We start from the raw sequence: 19,706 nt of genomic DNA on the forward strand, positions 1-19,706 counted from the left end.
GGCTGCAAAGCAGCCCCAGTTATACCTTTCCAGCGGGGGATGGGTCAGCCACGGACGATCTGGTTCTTGCCCTGCCGCTTGGCCTGGTACATCGCCGCATCGGCCCGGGCATACAGGCTGTCCAGGGCCACATCTTCTTCGGTCAGTCCGGTCAGCCCCTGGCTCACTGTCACCCCGTATGTCTGCTCGCCATGGTTGAAGCTCAAACGCTGAATCTGCCGCTGCAAGCGTTCGGCAATCTGCTCTGCCACCTGCGTGTTGCAACCCGGGAACACCGCCGCAAACTCCTCGCCGCCAATGCGCCCGAACAGGTCGCCACGGCGTAGTACGGCCTTGCCGCTGTCGGCAATGTGTTGCAGCACCTGGTCCCCTTCCTGGTGGCCATAGCTGTCGTTGATGCGTTTGAAGTCGTCGATGTCCAGCAGCAGAAAGGCCAGCGGCGTGCCGTCTTCGCGGGCGCTGTCAAAGGCCTGCTGGGCGCATTCGAAGAAGTGCCTGCGGTTGCTGCTCTGGGTCAGCACATCAGTGGTGGCCAGGCGCTGCAATTCGCCTTCAAGCTGCTTTTTCTCGGTGATGTCTTCGGCGATACCGACAATGATTACTCGGTCGCCCTCGTGTTGCTGGTTGATGTAGCACTTGTCGCTTAGCCAGCGCAGTTGCCCGTCGGCATTCAGTATGCGGTACTCGCGGTCTTCCACCGAGCCCTTGAGCAGCACCTGTGCCAGGCTGCGTTCGGCGAACTCGAGGTCGTCAGGGTAGATGCTGTCGCGCCATTCGTTGTAGTCGGCCAGCACCAGGCTGGCCGGGCGGCCAAAGATGCGCTCGTAGGCGGGGCTTACGTACAGCACCTGACGGGTTTCCCAGTCGAAGGCCCACAGCACCGCGTTAACGCTGTCCAGCAACGAGCTGAACAACTGGTCGCGCTCGCTCAGGCGGGCTACCTCGCCTTGGGCGTGGAGTAGCGCCAGTAAAGTCTGGGCGGCTTCGGGAGGTGGGGTGCCGGGCAATGTCGTTGGAATATTCTTGGCCATGTGCACGAAGCGGGTCTCGACGTAAAAGCGTGCGGCCAGCATCTGGCCCGCCACGCGGGCGATGTGCCAAATTTGAGTCAAGTCGAGGTGGCTAAGTTCCGAAAGGCACGCACCGCAATGGGGCGTGCCGATCAACGGCGGTCACGCGCCGGTGGGGCGCAGGGAGTAGGTCTTGAGCTGCGCCGCGAAGTCGCGCAGGGCGTGGATGCCGCTGGTTTCGGCCTCGTGTATCCAGTCCTTCATGGCAGCCAGCATGTCGTGGCCGTTGGCGCTGGTGCGCGCCCAGATCTGCTGCAGGGCCAAGCGTTTTTCGTAAATGGTCTTCAGCGCCTGGCTATGGGCAAGCATCGACTCGATACGCACATGGTGGCGGTCTTCCAGCAAGCTGGTTTCGCGCGACAGCAGGCGCTTGGCGCGGCGGAAATGGTGGCGCACCGAGGCGTCCACCCGGGCCAGCTCCTGCTTGACCAGCGGGCCGATCACCAGCTTGCGGTACTGGGCCATGATCTGGAAGCGGTTGTTGAGGATGGCCATGGCAGTGTCCATGTCCAGGCTGGCCTTGCCCGCCACACGGTGGGCAATCGGCGCCACGCGCTGCACCTTGGCCAGGCGCAACAGGCAGAACAGGCGGATCCACGCCCAGCCCATGTCGAACTCCCAGCGCTTGACCGACAGTTTGGCCGAGTTGGGGTAGGTGTGGTGGTTGTTGTGCAGCTCTTCGCCACCGATGACGATGCCCCATGGCACCAGGTTGGTGGCAGCGTCGCGACATTCGAAGTTGCGATAGCCGAGCGCGTGGCCCAGGCCGTTGACCACGCCGGCGGCCCAGAACGGGATCCACATCATCTGTACTGCCCAGATGGTAATGCCGGCGGTGCCGAACAGCAGCAGGTCGATCACCGCCATCAGCGCGATGCCACCCAGCTTGTAGCGCGAGTAGAGGTTGCGCTCGATCCAGTCATCCGGGCAGTTCTTGCCGTAGATGCGCAGGGTTTCGGGGTTGCGCGCCTCTTCACGGTACAGCTCGGCGCCCTTGCGCAGCACTGTGCCCAGGCCCTTGAACACCGGGCTGTGCGGGTCGTCCGGGGTTTCGCACTTGGCGTGGTGCTTGCGGTGGACGGCGGTCCATTCGCGGGTGTTCTGCGCCGTGGTCAGCCACAGCCAGAAGCGGAAGAAATGCTTGAGCGCGCCATTGAGCTCCAGGGCCCGGTGCGCGGAATAGCGATGCAGGTAGACGGTGACGCTGACAATGGTCACGTGGGTCATCAGCAGCGTGATGCCGACCAGTTGCCAGGCCGACAAGTCGAGCAGGCCGTTGTACCACATAGGTGTAAATACCCTCGAAATGCGGGTGGGAAGGGCTGATTATCCCTTGGCAGGGAAATAAAACCAGTCAAAGCTGACCACGCGATGTTTCACGCGATCGATGTGGGAGCGGGCGTGCCCGCCCCCATAGAGCACCAGAACCTTTATAATCGCCCTTCCTTTCTGATGGTCAATCCCACCCGACATGTCTGTTTCCGTTCGCGACGCCTTGCGCATGGCTGCGCTGTATGTGGTGCTCTCGATCCTCTGGCTGGCGCTCGCCGAGGTGATGCTGCACGGCATGACTGACGATCCCCTGGCACTGACCGTGGGGCGGCAGATCAACGTGGTGCTGTGGGTGTTGTTCAGTGCCGTGCTGATCTATGTGTCGCGCGTGCGGCTGCTGAACTTCATCGGTGTCGGTGCGCGCTTGCGCTGCGAGGACCGCGAGCGGCTGCGAATGGCCGCTGCGGTGTTTGACAGTACCCTCGAAGGCGTACTGGTTACCGACCGCCAAGGCCTGATCGTGCATGTAAACCGTGCCTTCATGCGCATCACCGGCTACCAGCAGGACGAGGTGATCGGCCAGCGCCCGAGCAAGTTCAAATCGGGCCGCCACGGCCAGGCGTTCTACCAGCAGATCTTTGCCACCCTGGCCGAGCAGGGCGAATGGAGCGGCGAAATCTGGAACCGGCGCAAAAGCGGCGAAATCTACCCGCAATGGCAGACCATCTGCGCCATCCGCGATGACGACGGTGAGCTGAGCCATTACGTAGCGGTGTTCAGTGACATCAGTGCGATCAAGCATTCGGAACAGGAGCTGGCCTACCTGGCGCACCACGACCCGCTGACCGGCCTGCCCAACCGCCTGCTGTTCAGCGACCGGGTCGAGCAGGCCCTGGCGGCCGCCCAGGCCAACAAGCGCGGTTGTGCCCTGCTGCTGTTGGACCTGGACCATTTCCAGAGTATCAACGACGGCCTGGGCCACACCATCGGTGACCAGTTGCTGAAGCTGGTGGGCGAGCGCCTGGGCGAGGTGCTGGGCAATGGCGTGACCCTGGCACGCCTGGGTGGCGACGAGTTCGGTGTGCTGGCCGAGAACTGCCAGCAGGTCGGCCAGGCGGGCAAGCTGGCGCAGTGCATTATCGAACGCATGCGCGAGCCGTTCGTGTTCGAGGAAAATCGCCTGTTCATCAGTGCCAGCGTCGGTATCAGCCTGTTCCCCAGCGACGCCTTGAGCGCCGAGCAGTTGCTGCGTAATGCCGATGCGGCGTTGTACAAGGCCAAAAGCAACGGGCGTGCCTGCTATGCGCTGTACACCGAAGAGCTGACCGCTCACGCCCAGCACCGGGTCGAGACCGCCGGTGAGCTGCGTCGGGCACTGGAGCAGGATGAGCTGCGGGCCTACTTCCAGCCGGTACATGATCTGGCAACAGGCCGACAGGTAGGGGTCGAGACACTGGTACGCTGGCAGCACCCCCAGCGCGGCCTGGTGCCGCCGGGCGAGTTCATCCCGATTGCCGAGCGCACCGGGCTGATTGCCGAAATCGACACCTGGGTGCTGCGCCAGGCCTGTCGGCAAATGGTGCAGTGGCAGGCCGAAGGCCGGCAGCTGGCGTTTGTGGCAGTGAACATCTCCAGCCGCCTGTTTGGCCAGCATGAACTGTACGGGCAGGTGGCCGAGGTGCTGCACGAGACTGGCCTGGCTCCGGCCCTGCTGGAACTGGAAGTGACCGAAAGCGCGGTGATGGAAGACCCGGAGGTGGCGCTGGAGCAACTGCATCGGCTACGCGAGCTGGGGGTGACCCTGGCCATCGACGACTTTGGCACCGGGTATTCGTCGTTGCTGCGGCTCAAGCGTTTGCCGGTGCAGAAGCTGAAGATCGATCAGGGCTTCGTGGCCGGGTTGCCTCTGGATGAGGATGACATCGCGATCGTGCGGGTAATCATTGCCCTGGCACGCAGCATGGGCATGCAGGTGCATGCCGAGGGCATCGAGCAGGCGGAGCAGGCCAGCTTCCTGCTGCTGGAGCAGTGCCAGCTGGGGCAGGGGTACTGGTTTGGTCGGCCGGTGCCGGCTGCGGATCTGCGCTGGGATTGAGACCCAGGGGCCGCTTGCGGCCCCCTGGCTATCGTTTGTTCAAGCCCTTCGCCAGGCGATCACCGCCCAGCTGGATCAACGCCACCAATGCCACCAGCATGGCAATCACGGTCAGCATGATCTGGCTGTCGAAACGCTGGTACCCATACCGATAGGCAATGTCGCCCAAGCCCCCGGCACCGATCGCCCCGGCCATGGCCGAGGAGTTGATCAGGGTCACCAGGGTAATGGTGAAACCCCCGACGATGCCCGGCAGCGCCTCGGGCAACAGCACGTGCCAGACGATGTGCCAGCGCCGGCAGCCCATGGCCTGTGCAGCTTCCACCAAACCATGGTCGACCTCGCGCAGGCTGACCTCGGCAATCCGCGCAAAAAACGGCGTGGCGGCAATGGTCAGCGGCACCACCGCCGCCCACACGCCGTAGGTGGTACCTACCACCAGGCGGGTGAAGGGGATCAGCGCGACCATCAGGATCAGGAACGGGATCGAACGGAACAGGTTGACGAAGGCGCCCAGCACCCGGTTCAGCAACGGTGCCTCGAAGATTCCGCCCTTGTCGCTGGTGACCAGCAGCACCGCCATCGGCACCCCCACCAGCAGGGCGATCAGCGACGACACGCCGACCATCAGCAAGGTATCGAGCAAGCCTTCCAGCAGGCGATCAAACCACATGGCCCAGTACCTCCACGTCCTCGGCCCAGCGGCGGGCACGTTCCAGCAGTTGATGGGTATCGTGCGGCGAGTGTTGCACCGACAGGATCAGTTGCCCCAAGGCATGCTCGCCAATGGTTTCCACGCTGCCCTGCAGCAGGCGCACGCGGCCGCCCAGATCGTTGAACAGGGCAGACAGCTCGGGTTCGCCGAGCAAGGTCAGTTTCAGTACCAAAGCGCTGTCGCGGCTAACCGGGTTCGCCCGCAAGCTGGCTTGCAGCGCGGCAGGCAACCTGGCCTGCAACGGTGCAAGCAGGGTGCGGGTGACCTCATGGCGTGGTGCGCCGAACACCCGCCAGACTTCGCCCTGCTCGACCACTTCGCCGCGCTCCAGCACGACCACCCGGTGGCAGATATCGCGGATTACCGCCATTTCGTGGGTGATCAGCACGATGGTCAGGCCCAGGCGCCGGTTGATGTCGCGCAGCAACTCAAGGATCGAAGCGGTGGTTTCCGGGTCCAGAGCCGAGGTGGCCTCGTCGCATAGCAAAATCTCGGGGTCGTGCACCAGCGCCCGGGCAATGCCCACGCGCTGTTTCTGCCCGCCGGACAGTTGCGCCGGGTAGACGTGGTGTTTTTCCTGCAAGCCGACCAGCTCCAGCAGCTCGCGCACCTTGCGTTGGCGCTCGGCCTTGGCCACGCCGGCCACTTTCAACGGCAGCTCGACGTTCTGCCACACGGTCTTGGCCGACATCAGGTTGAAGTGCTGGAAGATCATGCCGATGCGCCGGCGCAGCGCGACCAGGTGGTCCTCGTCGAAGGGCGCGATGTCCACCTGGTCGATCAGTACCCGGCCCTGGCTGGGTTGCTCCAGGCGGTTGATGGTGCGCAGCAATGAAGACTTGCCGGCACCGCTGCGGCCGATGATGCCGAAGATCTCGCCATGGCGGATGTTCAGGTCGATGCCTTGCAAGGCCGGTTGCGTCTGGCCAGGGTAGGTCTTGCCCAGGCCGATGAAGCGCACATGGGCTTCATTGACTTCCGGGCGCAGGGCCTGTTCCTTGACCGTTGGCGGCAATGGTTGTGGTGTAGGCGCCCTGAGCGCGCTGGCCTGGCTCATGTCAGCCTTCCCAGCCGGCTTGGTAGAGCTTGCCGTGGGCTTTGTCCAATGCTGCGCGCACCACCGGCGAATGCTGGTAGATGTCGACGAACCTGGCCAGCCGTGGGTCGTCCTTGCTTTGCGGGCGGATGACGAACTGGATCACATATTCCTTGTTTTCCAGGCCGTCGAACAGCAATGCCGAGGTGGCATCGAAGGTGTTGGCCAGGCGGATGTAGGCCGGGTAGCCCTGCACCAGGTCGGCGTCGTCGTAGGCGCGTACCAGCTGAACCGCCTCGACCTGAAGGATTTTCAGCTTTTTCGGGTTGGCGACGATGTCGTCCTCGGTGGCCTTGTAGCCAACGCCTGGCTTCAGGGTGATCAGCCCGGCCTTGGCCAGCAGTTGCAGGCCACGGCCGCTGTTGATGGGGTCGTTGGCGATGGCCACGCTGGCACCCTCAGGTAGCTCGGCAAAGCTTTTGTACTTTTTCGAGTACAGGCCAACGTTGTTGATGATGCCCGAGGCGTAAGGCACCAGGTTGAAGCCCGCAGCAGCCTTGGCGTTTTCCAGGAACGGGATGTGCTGGAAGTAGTTCACGTCGATGTCGCCGCTGTTGAGGCTGACATTGGGCGCAATCCAGTCGCTGAATTCGATCAGCTTCACTTCCAGGCCTTGCTTGTGCGCTTCTTCCACTGCGGCTTCCAGCGGAATGGCAAAGGCCGAGGTGGTGCCGATCTTCAGCGGTTCGGCAGCCAGGGCGCTGGCAGAAAGGCCCAGGGTGAGGGCAATGGCCGCGACGGGCCGGAACAGTCTCTCAAGCATGGTGCAGGGCTCCAGTCGGGGCAGGGGTTGGGGTAAAGCGGTAGGTCGAGCCCGGGTGATCGGCTGGCAGGTGCGGGTGGTCGGCCTGGAACAACTTCTCGCGCAGGGTGCCTTCGGCGTAGGCGGTCTTGTAGCGGCCACGCTGTTGCAACTGCGGGATGACCAGGTCGATGAAGTCCTCGAAGCTTTCCGGGGTGACGGTGCGGGTCAGGTTGAAACCGTCCAGCCCGGTTTCGTCGATCCAGGCGATCAACTGTTCGGCCACCTGTTCCGGTGAGCCGACCAGGGTTACGTAGCGGCCACCCAGGGCGTGCTGTTCAAGCAGCCGACGGCGGGTCCAGGCGTTATCCTGCAACTGGCGCGTGGCGGACTGGATGGCATTGCCCTGGCTGAAGCCAATCGGCTCGTCCAGCCCGTAGGCCGCAAAGTCGATGCCGGTGGATGCGGCGAAGTGCGCGACACCGGCCTCGGGGCTTGCATGGCGCAGGTACTCGGCATGCTTGGCCTGGGCCGCTTGCTCGGTGGCGGCGACGATCACCGTGATGCCCATGAACACTTTGACCGCTTGCGGGTCGCGCCCGGCGGCCTGGGCGGCAGCGCGTACCTTGTCGACCTGGGCGCGGGTGGCGGCCTTGTCCTGGCCGCTGATGAACACGCATTCGGCATGGTTGCCGGCGAACGCCAGGCCACGCTGCGAGCTGCCGGCCTGGAACAGTACCGGGGTGCGTTGCGGCGAGGGTTCGCTCAGGTGATAGCCCTCGACGTTGTAGAACTCGCCGTGGTGGCTGACCTTGCGCACCTTGTCGGGCTGGGCATACACACGCTGCTCGCGGTCTGCGACCACGGAGTCGTCGGCCCAGCTGCCTTCCAGCAGCTTGTAAAGCACTTGCAGGTATTCGTCGGCCTGGTCGTAGCGGCGGTCGTGCTCGGGTTGCTGCTCAAGGCCCATGGCGCGGGCGGCGCTGTCGAGGTAGCCGGTGACGATGTTCCAGCCCACCCGGCCATTGCTCAGGTGGTCGAGGGTGGAAAGGCGCCGCGCGAACAGGTACGGCGCCTCGTAGGTGAGGTTGGCGGTAAGGCCGAACCCTAGGTGGCGGGTGACCGCAGCCATGGCCGAAACCAGCAGCAGCGGGTCGTTGACCGGTAGCTGGATCGACTCCTTAAGGGTGACGTCCAGCGACTGGCCGTAGATGTCGTAGGTGCCGACGATGTCGGCAATGAACAGCCCGTCGAACAGGCCGCGCTCCAGCAGGCGCGCCAGGTTGGTCCAGTATTCCAGGGACTTGTACTGGGTCGAGGTATCCCGTGGGTGGGTCCACAGGCCGTGGTTGATGTGCCCGATGCAGTTCATGTTGAAGGCATTGAGCAGAATCTGTCTGGCCATCAGATGGTCCCCCGGCGTGGTGGGTTGGCATCGTTGAGGTAGTAGTTGCCAATCGCGTGATACTTCCAGCGCACCGGGTCGTGCAGGGTGTGCACGCGGGCGTTGCGCCAGTGGCGGTCGAGGTTGTGCTCGGCAAGCGTTGCCTGGCTGCCGCCCAGTTCGAACAGGGCGGTGCCGGCGGCGAGGGAAATCTCGGTGCTGATGGCCCGCGCTTCGGCCACGGCGATGGAGGCGGCGGCCACGTTGTCGGTGGTGCTGTCGTCGCGGGCGCGGTCGAGGTATTCGCCGGCGCGCTCCAGCAGGGCTTCGGCGGCATGCAGGCGGATCGCCAGGTGACCGAAGCTCTTCAGCGTCAGCGGATCATCCGTGGCCTTGTCCAGGCCGGAGTCGACCCACGGGCGGCTGCGTGTGCGCACGAAGTGCAGGGCGTCTTCATAGGCGGCGCGGGCGATGCCGGTGTCGATGGCGGCATGGAGGATTTGCGCCAGCGGCCCAACCGGGGTGGGGCGCTCGAAAGCGCTCTGGAACGGCACCACGTCGGCGGCGCTGACATACACGTTGTCGAACACCACCGAACCGCTGCCGGTGGTGCGTTGGCCGAAGCCGCTCCAGTCGTCGATCACCTGCAGGCCCTGGCTGTCGGCCGGGACGAAGGCCAGCTGCTGTACGCCTTGGTCGTCGACGACCGAGGTAGGAATGCGCTGGGCGTAGATGGCGCCGGTGGAGTAGAACTTGCGGCCGTTGATGCGAAAGCCCTCGCCGTCGCGGCTCAGGCGGGTGGTGCGCTCGTTGGCGGTCTTGGTGCCCAGCTCGGCCAAAGCATTGCCGAAGCGGCGGCCGGCGAGTACTTCGGCGTACAGGCGCTGTTGCTGTTCGGGGCTGCCGTTTACCCGCAGCACTTCCAGGCCGTAGAAATGGTTTTGCGGGATCTGCCCCAGCGAGCCGTCGGCCTGAGCGATACGGGCGATGACCTTGGCCAGGGTGACGTTGGACACGCCCGCGCCGCCAAAGGCCTTGGGCACACTGATGGCCCACAGGCCGGAGCGGGTGAACAGCTCCAGTTCGGCGTGGGGCAGGCGGCGCTCGCGGTCGCGCAGGGCGCTGTCGCGGCGCAGTTGCTGGGCGATGTCCTCGGCGACATTCAGGGCTTCGGTGTCGCTGGTGATGATTTTTGTAGTCATGTTGTTTCTCCGGGGCCATTGGGGCCGCGTTGCGGCCCTTTCGCGGCACAAGGCCGCTCCTACAGGAATGCGCGATCCCATGTCGGTACGCGATCCCGCGTAGGAGCGGCCTTGTGCCGCGATGGGCTGCAAAGCAGCCCCCAAGGCCTAAAAATCAGATCCAGGAATGCCGCGCAGGCAGGGTGCCGTTGAGGTGGTACGCGCCCACCGCGTGGTACTTCCAGCGCACCGGGTCGTGCAGGGTGTGCACCCGGGCATTGCGCCAGTGGCGGTCGAGGTTGAACTCGGCAAGGGTGGCGCGGCTGCCGGCCAGCTCGAACAGCTTCTCGCTGGCCTGCAGGGCAATTTCGGTAGTCAGCACCTTGGCCTCGGCTACCGCAATCGAGGCCCGGGCCGCGCTGGCTGCGTCGATGGGCGCAGCATTGACCTCGTCGAGTACCCGCGCGGCCCTGCGCAGCAGCGCTTCGGCGGCGTGCAGCTCAAGTTTCAGCCTGCCGATGTCGGCGATCACATAAGGGTCGTCGCTGGCGCGGTCCACGTTGGCTTCAATCCACGGGCGCGACTTTTCACGCACGAAGGTGATCGCATCATCGATTGCCGCTTCGGCAATGCCGGCGTCGATCGCCGCCTGGATCAGCTGCGAGGCTGCGCCCTGGATGTTGGGGATATCGCGCTGGCGCCAGTTGTCGATCACCAGTTCCGCGTCGACCGGCACCTGGTCCAGCAGCACAGTGCCGCTGGCGGTGGTGCGCTGGCCGAACCCGGACCAGTCATCGACGATGCGCAGCCCCGGGCTGCCACGGCGCACGAACGCCAGGCGCTGGCGGCCTTCGTCATCCAGTGCCTTCACTGCTACCCAGTGGGCGAACAGCGCACCGGTGGAATAGAACTTTTCGCCGCTGATGCGATAGCTATCGCCCGCGCGGGTGATCCGGGCCTTGAGGGTGAGCGTGTCCTTGGTGCCGCGTTCGGGGCCGGCATTGCCGATGCGCCAACCGTCGAGCACGCTGCGGAAGATCAGCGCCTGTTGCGCCTCGGTGGCCGTCAGGCGAATCAGTTGCAGCATGCCGAACTGGTTCTGCGGGATCTGCCCCAAGGCCGGGTCGGCGGCGCTGATCAGGCGGAACACTTCGGCTACGGTTTCGAACGACACGTCGGGGCCGCCGTGGGCCTTGGGTACGCTGATGCTGCCCAGGCCGCTGCGGGTGAACAGCTCGATCTCCGCCCACGGCAGTTTGCGTTGCTGGTCGCGGCGGGCGGCTTGCTCGCGGGCAACCTCGGCCAGCTCGCGGGCCGCTTGCAAGGCTTCGGCGTCGTTGCGCAGTACCTTGGCCGGCAGCAGCAGGGGCGAGCTGTCGAGATCGCTATGGAATTGGGTATTTGGCTGGCTGGACATCAGTACCGCTCCTTGGCTGCACTCAATGCCCTGGCGATACGCACTGGGGTGATTGTGATCCTGACCATTCCTGACCTCACAAAAAAGTTGTGTCGCTACAGCTGGTCGCGACAAAAGTGTGCTGGTCCGGTGGTCCGGTTTATATACCCTAATGCTTTATAAAAAGTTTATGAACTAACTCTTTGGAATATGTATAGATGGAAGGGGGAGAGTGGCTGTTTCAGGCAGGCGCGATCGGTGTAGGAGCGGCCTTGTGCCGCGAAAGGGCTGCGCAGCAGCCCCGGCAATCTCAGCGGTGTTGCTGAAACCTGGGTGCAGCTGCGCAGCCCTTTCGCGGCACAAGGCCGCTCCTACAGGGATCTGCGTCTGTGCGTGATTACTCGGAGGCAGCAGTACCGAGGAACTTGCGCAGGAACTGGCGGGTACGCTCTTCCTTCGGCGCCGCAAACAGTGCCTTGGCCTCGCCCTGTTCCACGATCACGCCCTTGTCGAAGAAGATCACCCGGTTCGCCACGTCCCGGGCAAAGCTCATCTCGTGGGTGACGATGATCATGGTGCGTTTCTCTTCGGCCAGGCCGCGGATGGTCGCCAGCACTTCACCCACCAGCTCCGGGTCCAGTGCCGAGGTGGGTTCGTCGAACAGGATCACCTCCGGCTCCATGGCCAGGGCGCGGGCGATGGCCACCCGTTGCTGCTGCCCGCCGGACAGGCGCCGTGGGTAGGCGTCTTCCTTGCCCGCCAGGCCGACCTTGGCCATCAGGCGCCGCCCCAGCTCGATGGCCTGCTCGCGGGGCGTCTTCTTGACGATCACCGGCCCTTCGATCACGTTCTCCAGGGCGGTGCGGTGTGGGAACAGGTTGAAGTTCTGGAACACGAACCCGGCCTGCTGGCGCAAGCGGCGTATCGCACTCTGCTGGCCACCCAGCGGGCGGTTGGCATCAATGCTGATGGCGCCGATCTTGATCTGCCCGGCGTCGGGGGTTTCCAGCAGGTTCAGGCAGCGCAGGAAGGTGGTCTTGCCCGAGCCGCTGGGGCCGATGATAGCCACCACTTCGCCGGGCTGCACGGTCAAGTCGATGCCGTTGAGCACGGTCTGGCCCTTGAAGCGCTTGGTCAGGCCTTTGACTTCAATCATGCTCATTGCTCCTGGTCATGCTGGTTGACCCGCGCTTCCATGCGGTTCTGGAAGTGCGCGAGGATGCTGCACAGCACCCAGTAGATGACCGCGACCGCCACGTACATGGTGAACACTTCGAAGGTGCGTGCGGTAATCAGCTGCGCCTGGCGGAACAGCTCGGGCACCTGGATGGTCGCCGCCAGGGCAGTGTCCTTGACCAGCGAAATGAAGCTGTTGCCCAGCGGGGGCAGGGCGGTACGCAAGGCCTGCGGCAGGATCGCCCGGCGCATGGCCTGGACGCGGGTCATGCCGATACTGGCGGCGGCTTCCCACTGACCACGGTCGATCGAGGAAATTGCAGCGCGCAGGATTTCGCAGATGTAGGCCGCCATGTTCAGCGACAGGCCGATCAGCGAAGCCGGGATGGGGTCGAGTTCGATGCCGATCTGCGGCATGCCGAAATAGATCACGAACAGCTGCACCAGCAGCGGCGTGCCGCGGAAGAACGACACGTAGATCCGCGCCAGCCAGTTCAGTGGCAAGATCTTCGACAGCCGCATCAACGCCAGGGCAAAGCCCAGCAGCAGGCCGAAGAACATGCCGCCGACACTGAGCAGCACTGTATAACCCGCGCCCTTCAGCAGGAAGGGCGCGGAGTCGACAACGAGTTGCAGGCTTTCAGCAATCATTTGGTGACATCGGCACCGAAGTATTTCTCGGACAGCTTGGGCAGCGTACCGTCAGCCTTGAGCTTGTCGATGGCCTTGTTGATGGCCGCCAGCAATTCAGGCTCGCCCTTGCGCAGGGCCACGCCGCTTTCCAGGCGCGAGAAGGCATCGCCGGCCAGTTCGGTGTCTTTGGCTTTTTGCGCGTATTCCAGCGCGGCCAGGCGGTCGATCAGGATGGCGTCGATACGGCCGTTGCGCAGGTCGGCGAACTTGCTCGGGTCGTCTTCATAGGTGCGCACTTCGGCTTTCGGGACGTCTTGCTTGACCCACTGCTCGTAGTTGGTGCCCAGGCCCACGCCGACTTTCTTGCCAGCCAGGTCTTGCGCAGTCTTGATGTTCAGGTCCGCGGCTTTCTTCTTCAGGATCAGGGCCTGGATACCCGAAACGGTGTAGGGCTCGGAGAAATCGTATTTCTTCTTGCGCTCCTCGGAGATGGTCACCTGATTGACCACCACGTCCAGGCGCTTGGATTCCAGCGCGGCAAGGATGCCGTCCCACTTGGTCGGCTGGATCTTGGCCTTGACCCCCAGCTCCTTGGCCAGCAGTTCCGAAAGCTCCACCTCGAAGCCGGCCAGCTTGCCGTTCTCGTCCTGGAAGCTGAACGGTGGGTAGGTGCCTTCGAGGCCGACGTTGATCACGCCTTTTTCCTGGATGGTCTTCAACTGCTCGCCGGCGAACGCCTGGCTGAGCAGGCCGGCACCCAGCAGGATGGCCAGGCTGGCGTTGAGTAGCGGTTTGGCGAATTTCGACATGTCAGAGCCCCGCGCTTGTTGTGTAAGTAGTGAGGTGGCGACTATAGGGTTGGCTGCTTAGGTCAGGAAATAATAAAAAATTATTTTGTTATTCCATTCTTAGTTTATACCAGGTGTTGGCTGCTTTGAGGGTAGGCGAGGATGCTCGCTACGTCATCGCGGCTTATGCCTGACTTAGCGCAGGATGGAATAAAGCGTTGTTTTTTCCAAGGGACGGATTTGCCGTAGAGTGGATTGCATGTAGGCAGGCTCGGCCTCTTCGCGGGTGAACCCGCTCCCACAGGGACCGCGAAAGGCTCGGGCCTGGCGAAAAAAACCAGATGGCCTATACGGCAGGAGAAAACCGTGAGCGAACAACCTTCATCCGCGCACTGGCAGTTGCACAGCATTGTCACCGGCCTGCGCGGCGCCCGTGAGCAATGGCGCACCCGCAATGGCCGCAGCATTGGTGAGCAGGGCGGGCGCGAGCTGCCGTCGCGCGAGGCGATGCGACAAATTCTCGAGCAACTGTGCGGGGCGTTGTTCCCCATGCGCCTTGGGCCGGTGGACCTGCGCGAAGAGAGCGAAGACTTCTACGTTGGCCATACCCTGGATGCCGCGCTGACCGCCTTGCTGACCCAGGCGCGCCTGGAATTGCGCTATGCCGCTCGGCAAAGCAAGGCCGAGCTGGCCAGCGTCGATGCCCAGGCGTTGAGCCTGATCCAGGGCTTTGCCGCGGCGCTGCCAGAATTGCGGGTGCTGCTCGACACCGACGTGCTGGCTGCCTACCACGGCGACCCGGCGGCGCGCAGCGTCGATGAGGTACTGCTGTGCTACCCGGGTATCCTGGCGATCATCCATCACCGCCTGGCGCATCACCTGTACCAGGCCGGCCTGCCGCTGCTGGCGCGGATCAGTTCGGAGCTGGCACATTCGGCCACCGGTATCGACATTCACCCCGGCGCACAGATCGGCCCGAGCTTCTTCATCGACCACGGCACCGGCGTGGTCATCGGCGAAACCGCGATCATCGGCGAGCGCGTGCGCATCTACCAAGCGGTGACCCTGGGCGCCAAGCGCTTCCCCAGCGATGAGTCCGGCACCCTGCACAAAGGCCTGCCGCGCCATCCGATTGTCGAGGACGATGTGGTGATCTACGCCGGGGCCACGGTGCTGGGGCGTATTACCATCGGCAAGGGTTCGACCATTGGCGGTAACGTGTGGCTGACCCGCAGTGTGCCTGCTGAAAGCAACATCACCCAGGCCAACCTGCAGCTGGATTGCCAGGACAAGAACTGATCTGGCATTGATATTAGCTGCACTGGCCTCTTGGCGGGCAAGCCCGCGAAGATGCCAGTGCAGGAGGACGCCAATCAGCGGCCCAATTCGCATTGAAATCCGATCCATGTTTAACTTGAACGCTTGTTCAATGTAAAAACGCTGGTCCGCTGCCGGTGTTCAACAGGAGGATTCCTTTGCTGAACCCGTTCATTCCGAACCTCACGTCATTCGACGAGGTGCACGCCCGATGAGTGCACCGAACCCTTCCGCCGCCAACGGCAAAATCCGCATGAACCCCCCGGTGTTCTACTTTGCGGCAAGTTTCATCCTCATCTTTGGCCTGGTAGTCATCTCCAACCCGCAAGCCGCAGGCGACTGGCTGCTGGCGGCGCAGAACTGGGCGGCCAACACGGTCGGCTGGTACTACATGTTGGCCATGACGCTGTATCTGGTCTTCGTGGTGGTCACCGCCTTGTCCGGCTACGGCAAGATCAAGCTCGGTGCCGACCACGACGAACCCGAGTTCAGTTACCTCTCGTGGGCCGGCATGCTGTTCGCCGCCGGTATCAGCATTACCCTGTTCTTCTTCTGCGTTTCCGAACCGCTGACGCACATGCTGCAACCGCCCCAGGGCGAAGCGGGCACGGCCGAGGCCGGGCGCCAGGCGATGCAGATCCTGTTCCTGCACTGGGGCCTGCATGGCTGGGGCGTATTCGCCTTTGTCGGCATGGCGCTGGCCTACTTCGCCTACCGCCACAACCTGCCGCTGGCGTTGCGTTCGGCGCTGTACCCACTGATCGGCAAGCGCATCAACGGCCCGATCGGCTACGCAGTCGATGGCTTCGGCATCATTGCCACGGTGTTCGGCCTGGGTGCCGACATGGGCTTTGGCGTACTGCACCTGAACGCCGGCCTGGACTACCTGTTCGGCATCAGCCACAGCCAGTGGGTGCAGGTGATCCTCATCATCCTGATGATGGGCGCGGCAGTGGCCGTGGCCGTTGCCGGGGTGGAGAAGGGCGTGCGGGTGATGAGCGACATCAACCTGTTCCTGGCCTGCGCGTTGCTGTTGTTCGTGCTGTTTGCCGGGCCTACCCAACACTTGTTCAACACGCTGATCCAGAACCTGGGTGATTACCTGGGCGCTCTGCCACGCAAGAGCTTTGATGTGTATGCCTACGGTGATAACCGCGACTGGCTGGGCGGCTGGACAGTGTTCTACTGGGCCTGGTGGATTGCCTGGGCACCGTTCGTGGGCCTGTTCATCGCGCGCATTTCCCGCGGCCGCACCATCCGCGAGTTCGTGTTTGGCGTGCTGCTGATTCCGCTGGGCTTTACCCTGGCGTGGATGTCGATCTTCGGCAACAGCGCCCTGGACCAGGTCATCAACCACGGCATGACCGCGCTGGGCCAGTCGGCACTGGATAACCCGTCGATGAGCCTGTACCTGCTGCTGGAAACCTACCCGTGGAGCAAGGTGGTGATCGCCACCACGGTGTTCATCAGCTTCGTGTTTTTCGTGACCTCCGCCGACTCGGGCACTGTGGTGCTGTCGACTCTGTCGGCCAAGGGTGGCGACGCGGACGAGGACGGGCCGAACTGGCTGCGCATCTTCTGGGGCGCGATGACGGCGCTGATCACCAGTGCACTGCTGTTCGCGGGCAGCATCGACTCGCTGAAGTCGGCGGTGGTGCTGACCTCGTTGCCGTTCTCGCTGATTCTGCTGTGCATGATGTGGGGGCTGCACAAGGCGTTTTACCTGGAGTCGCAACGGCAGATCGCGCAGATGCACTCGCTGGCCCCGTTCGCCCAGTCACGTCGCGGCCGTGGCGGCTGGCGCCAGCGCCTGAGCCAGGCCGTGCACTTCCCGTCGCGTGATGAGGTGTACCGCTTCATGGACGACGTGGTGCGCCCGGCGATCGCTGATGTGCGCGAAGTGTTCGAGCAGAAGGGCCTGGTGCTGATTACCCAGGACGACCCGAGCCACGATAACGTCAGCCTGAAGATTGGCCATGGCGAGGAACAGCCGTTCATTTACCAGGTGCAGATGCGTGGCTACTTCACGCCGTCGTTCGCCCTGGGTGGGCTGGGTACGCAGGAGTTGAAGAACCGGCGCTATTACCGGGCGGAGGTGCACCTGAGCGAAGGCAGCCAGAACTATGACCTGGTGGGCTACAGCAAGGAGCAGATCATCAACGACATCCTCGACCAGTACGAGCGGCACATGCAGTACCTGCATCTGGTCCGTTAGATTGCCGGGGCCGCTTTGCGGCCCATTCGCAGCACAAGGCTGCTCCTACAGGGGTACGCGATCCCCTGTAGGAGCAGCCTTGTGCTGCGAATGGAGGCCAAAGGCCTCGCAAAAACTGTCAGAAAGGTGCATCCCCCAGGATGGTCGCCCGGTGCATCACCCGCCGGTTCGGCCGGTAATCATCCACCGCAAAATGCTGGGTGACGCGGTTGTCCCAGAAAGCCACGTCATTCTCCTGCCAACGCCAGCGAATGCTGAACTCCGGTCGCGTCGCATGGGCGAACAGCAGCCTCAGCAGCGCATCGCTTTCCAGCTCGCTCAGCTCATTGATGCGCGTAGTAAACCCTTCATTGACGAACAACGCCTGGCGCCCGCTCACCGGATGCGTGCGCACCACCGGGTGCGACAGCGGCGGGTTGTTGCGCCGCGTGGCCTCCCAGCGCGCCAGGTCTTCCGGCGTGGTGCCAAAACGCTCCAGCGGGAACGACTTGGTAAAGTCGTGGGTGGCGGTCAGCCCGTCGAGCATTTCGCGCAGCGGCGCCGACAAGGCCTCGAAGGCCGCGATACCGCTGGCCCACAGGGTATCGCCACCGTAGGCCGGCAACTGCTTGGCGCTGAGCACCGCGCCCAGTGCCGGGGTCGGCAAAAAGGTCACGTCGGTGTGCCACACGGCGTTGTCGCGTACATCGGTGACTGCCGTGTCGAGCACCAGCACCTGCGGGGTTTCCGGCACGTTGGGGTAGATCGGGTGAATGTGCAGGTCGCCGAAGCGGGCGGCAAAGCGCGCCTGCTGCTCGGGGTTGATCGGCTGGTCGCGGAAGAACAGCACCTGATGCTTGAGCAGCGCCTGTTCGATGGCGTCGCGTTCTTCTGCAGTGATATCGCGGCTGATGTCCACGCCGCTGATCTGGGCACCGAGGGCCGGGCTGAGAGGGGTAACGGTCAGGCTCATGTCTTTTCTCGTTCTAGGCGCCGGGTTGCCGGCGTGGTCAGTCGGCAATCAGTGGCTCTGCCCATGCCAGGGCACCAGTTTGCGTTGCAGGGCACGCAGGCTCATTTCCAGGGCGAAGGCGATCAGGGCGATCAGCAAAATACCCAGCACCACCACATCAGTGACCAGGAACTGCGCCGCCGACTGGACCATGAAACCCAGGCCGCTGGTGGCCGCAATCAGCTCGGCGGCTACCAGTGTCGACCAGCCCACCCCTAGGCCGATGCGGATGCCGGTGAGGATGTCGGGCAGCGCACTGGGCAGGATCACATGGCGGATCAGCTGCGCCTTGGTCGCGCCCAGCGACTGTGCCGCCCGCAGCTTGGCCGGGTCGACCGTGCGCACACCGGTGGCGGTGGCAATGGCGATCGGGGCGAAGATTGCCAGGTAGATCAGCAGCACCTTTGACAGCTCGCCGATACCGCACCAGATGACGATCAACGGCAGGTAGGCCAGCGGCGGGATGGGCCGGTAGAACTCGATCAGCGGGTCGAGGATGCCGCGGGCCACGCGGTTGTAGCCGATGGCGATGCCGACCGGGATCGCGGTCAGGGTCGCGGCCACCAGCGCCAGGCCGATGCGGCCCAGGCTTGCGCCCAGGTGCTGCCACAGGCTGGCGTCCATGTAACCTTGGGTCAGCAGGGTCCAGGCCCTGGCCAGGATGTCACCGGGCGAAGGCAGGAACAGGGGTTCGATCCAGCCGGCGGCCGTCACCAGCCACCAGACCAGCAGCAGGCTGACCATGGTCAGGGTACTGATCCAGCGGGTGGACAATGGCCGGCGCTGCTTGGCGGCTGGCCGGGTTTGGGCGTTGTGTTTGCCGGCGACCGGCAGGTCCAGGCTGCTCATGCGCGCTCCTGCAGGCTTTGGCGTTGGGAGAACACCCGCGCCAGTACATGCTCGCGGGTTTCGATGAAGGCGGGGTCGGACTTGATGGCCCGGGCCGATTCGCCAGCGGCATAGCGCTGACCGAAGTCCAGTTGCAGGCGCTCCACTACGCACCCCGGGTTGGGCGCCAGCAGTACCAGTTCGCTGGCAAGGAACACCGCTTCTTCGATGTCGTGGGTAATCAGGAACACCGGCTTGGCGGTGCGCTGCCACACCTGCAGCAGCAGTTCCTGCATCTGCTCGCGGGTAAACGCGTCGAGGGCACCGAACGGTTCGTCCATCAGCAATACCCGTGGGTCGGCCGCCAGCGCGCGGGCCAGGCCTACGCGCTGCTTCTGGCCACCGGACAATTGCCAGATGCGCCGTTCGCCAAAGCCATCGAGGTCGACGAGGGCGAGCATTTCGCGGGCCTTGGCCTCACGCTGGGCGCGGGGCACGCCGGCCAGTTCGAGGCCGAAGGCGACATTGCCCAGCACGTTCTGCCATGGCAGCAGGGCATCGTCCTGGAACACCACACCGCGCTCGGCACCAGGGCCCTGCACCGGTACGCCGTCGAGGGTGATGCGCCCGCCGCTGGGGGAGACGAAGCCGGCGATCAGGTTGAGCAGCGAAGTCTTGCCGCTGCCGGAAGGCCCCAGGGCCACCAGCAGCTGGCGTGGCCCCAGGCTCAGGTTGATGTCGGCCAGCACCGGGGTGCTGGCGCCAGGGTACTGTGCGCTGATGCGCTCCAGCTCGAGCAAGGCCATG

At 64.0% G+C, this 19,706-nt stretch carries 17 protein-coding genes; 3 read left to right on the plus strand and 14 right to left on the minus strand.

Translation table 11 applies throughout. From position 1 onward, the window contains the following. Positions 1–44: 44 nt before the first annotated feature. Both SB756_RS15635 and desA read right to left on the minus strand, forming a co-directional pair. Positions 45–1,073: a GGDEF domain-containing protein gene (locus tag SB756_RS15635; RefSeq protein ID WP_258654621.1), complete on the minus strand. Its 1,029-nt coding sequence runs from the start codon at positions 1,071–1,073 to the stop codon at positions 45–47. A gap of 99 nt (positions 1,074–1,172) precedes the next feature. Next, positions 1,173–2,357: a delta-9 fatty acid desaturase DesA gene (desA, locus tag SB756_RS15640; RefSeq protein WP_338745768.1), complete on the minus strand. Its 1,185-nt coding sequence runs from the start codon at positions 2,355–2,357 to the stop codon at positions 1,173–1,175. Positions 2,358–2,541: 184 nt separating this feature from the next. On the opposite strand from desA, the gene dibA reads away from it, so the two are divergent. Next, positions 2,542–4,437: a phosphodiesterase DibA gene (gene dibA, locus SB756_RS15645; RefSeq protein WP_410911090.1), complete on the plus strand. Its 1,896-nt coding sequence runs from the start codon at positions 2,542–2,544 to the stop codon at positions 4,435–4,437. A gap of 28 nt (positions 4,438–4,465) precedes the next feature. Here dibA and SB756_RS15650 read toward each other — a convergent pair whose 3' ends face one another. The 9 genes from SB756_RS15650 to tcyJ form a co-directional block, all read right to left on the minus strand. Further along, positions 4,466–5,110 carry a methionine ABC transporter permease gene (locus tag SB756_RS15650; protein WP_008096606.1) on the minus strand — a complete coding sequence of 215 codons (645 nt, stop codon included), beginning with the start codon at positions 5,108–5,110 and terminating at the stop codon, positions 4,466–4,468. Then, positions 5,100–6,209, minus strand: a complete 1,110-nt coding sequence (locus SB756_RS15655; RefSeq protein WP_410911091.1) for a methionine ABC transporter ATP-binding protein — start codon at positions 6,207–6,209, stop codon at positions 5,100–5,102. The genes SB756_RS15650 and SB756_RS15655 overlap by 11 nt, the downstream gene beginning before the upstream one ends. A gap of 1 nt (position 6,210) precedes the next feature. Then, positions 6,211–7,011, minus strand: coding sequence for a MetQ/NlpA family ABC transporter substrate-binding protein (locus SB756_RS15660; RefSeq protein WP_410911092.1), 801 nt, complete (start codon positions 7,009–7,011; stop codon positions 6,211–6,213). After that, entirely contained in the window at positions 7,004–8,395 is a 1,392-nt protein-coding gene (locus SB756_RS15665) for an LLM class flavin-dependent oxidoreductase (RefSeq protein ID WP_410911093.1), read from the minus strand. The genes SB756_RS15660 and SB756_RS15665 overlap by 8 nt, the downstream gene beginning before the upstream one ends. Next, positions 8,395–9,576, minus strand: coding sequence for an SfnB family sulfur acquisition oxidoreductase (locus tag SB756_RS15670; protein ID WP_410911094.1), 1,182 nt, complete (start codon positions 9,574–9,576; stop codon positions 8,395–8,397). The genes SB756_RS15665 and SB756_RS15670 overlap by 1 nt, the downstream gene beginning before the upstream one ends. Before the next feature lie 154 nt (positions 9,577–9,730). Then, on the minus strand, positions 9,731–10,972 hold the full coding sequence (locus SB756_RS15675; protein ID WP_341797301.1) for an SfnB family sulfur acquisition oxidoreductase: 1,242 nt from the start codon (positions 10,970–10,972) through the stop codon (positions 9,731–9,733). A 376-nt stretch (positions 10,973–11,348) separates the two neighbouring features. Further along, positions 11,349–12,107 carry an L-cystine ABC transporter ATP-binding protein TcyN gene (gene tcyN, locus SB756_RS15680; RefSeq protein WP_016497536.1) on the minus strand — a complete coding sequence of 253 codons (759 nt, stop codon included), beginning with the start codon at positions 12,105–12,107 and terminating at the stop codon, positions 11,349–11,351. Between the two features lie 2 nt (positions 12,108–12,109). Continuing rightward, positions 12,110–12,778 (minus strand): cystine ABC transporter permease, encoded by a 669-nt coding sequence (gene tcyL / locus SB756_RS15685; RefSeq protein WP_016497537.1) that lies wholly within the window; start codon positions 12,776–12,778, stop codon positions 12,110–12,112. Next, positions 12,775–13,569: a cystine ABC transporter substrate-binding protein gene (tcyJ, locus tag SB756_RS15690; RefSeq protein ID WP_341797302.1), complete on the minus strand. Its 795-nt coding sequence runs from the start codon at positions 13,567–13,569 to the stop codon at positions 12,775–12,777. The genes tcyL and tcyJ overlap by 4 nt, the downstream gene beginning before the upstream one ends. Before the next feature lie 345 nt (positions 13,570–13,914). On the opposite strand from tcyJ, the gene epsC reads away from it, so the two are divergent. Both epsC and betT read left to right on the plus strand, forming a co-directional pair. Then, positions 13,915–14,847 carry a serine O-acetyltransferase EpsC gene (gene epsC, locus SB756_RS15695; protein ID WP_341797303.1) on the plus strand — a complete coding sequence of 311 codons (933 nt, stop codon included), beginning with the start codon at positions 13,915–13,917 and terminating at the stop codon, positions 14,845–14,847. A gap of 229 nt (positions 14,848–15,076) precedes the next feature. Next, a complete protein-coding gene (betT, locus tag SB756_RS15700) occupies positions 15,077–17,080 on the plus strand; it encodes a choline transporter BetT (RefSeq protein WP_410911095.1) in 2,004 nt (667 codons plus the stop codon). A 118-nt stretch (positions 17,081–17,198) separates the two neighbouring features. Here the strand turns inward: betT and tauD are convergent, their stop codons facing one another. The 3 genes from tauD to tauB are packed head-to-tail and all read right to left on the minus strand — an operon-like array spanning position 17,199 to position 19,705. Then, complete coding sequence (gene tauD, locus SB756_RS15705) at positions 17,199–18,032, minus strand: taurine dioxygenase (RefSeq protein WP_016484392.1); 834 nt, start codon at positions 18,030–18,032, stop codon at positions 17,199–17,201. Between the two features lie 48 nt (positions 18,033–18,080). After that, positions 18,081–18,920: a taurine ABC transporter permease TauC gene (gene tauC / locus SB756_RS15710; RefSeq protein ID WP_410911096.1), complete on the minus strand. Its 840-nt coding sequence runs from the start codon at positions 18,918–18,920 to the stop codon at positions 18,081–18,083. Then, on the minus strand, positions 18,917–19,705 hold the full coding sequence (gene tauB, locus SB756_RS15715; RefSeq protein WP_410911097.1) for a taurine ABC transporter ATP-binding subunit: 789 nt from the start codon (positions 19,703–19,705) through the stop codon (positions 18,917–18,919). The genes tauC and tauB overlap by 4 nt, the downstream gene beginning before the upstream one ends. Between the last annotated feature and the right edge of the window lies 1 nt (position 19,706).

This window comes from Pseudomonas sp. SIMBA_068 (assembly GCF_046534705.1).
Classification (GTDB): Bacteria; Pseudomonadota; Gammaproteobacteria; order Pseudomonadales; family Pseudomonadaceae; genus Aquipseudomonas; species Aquipseudomonas putida.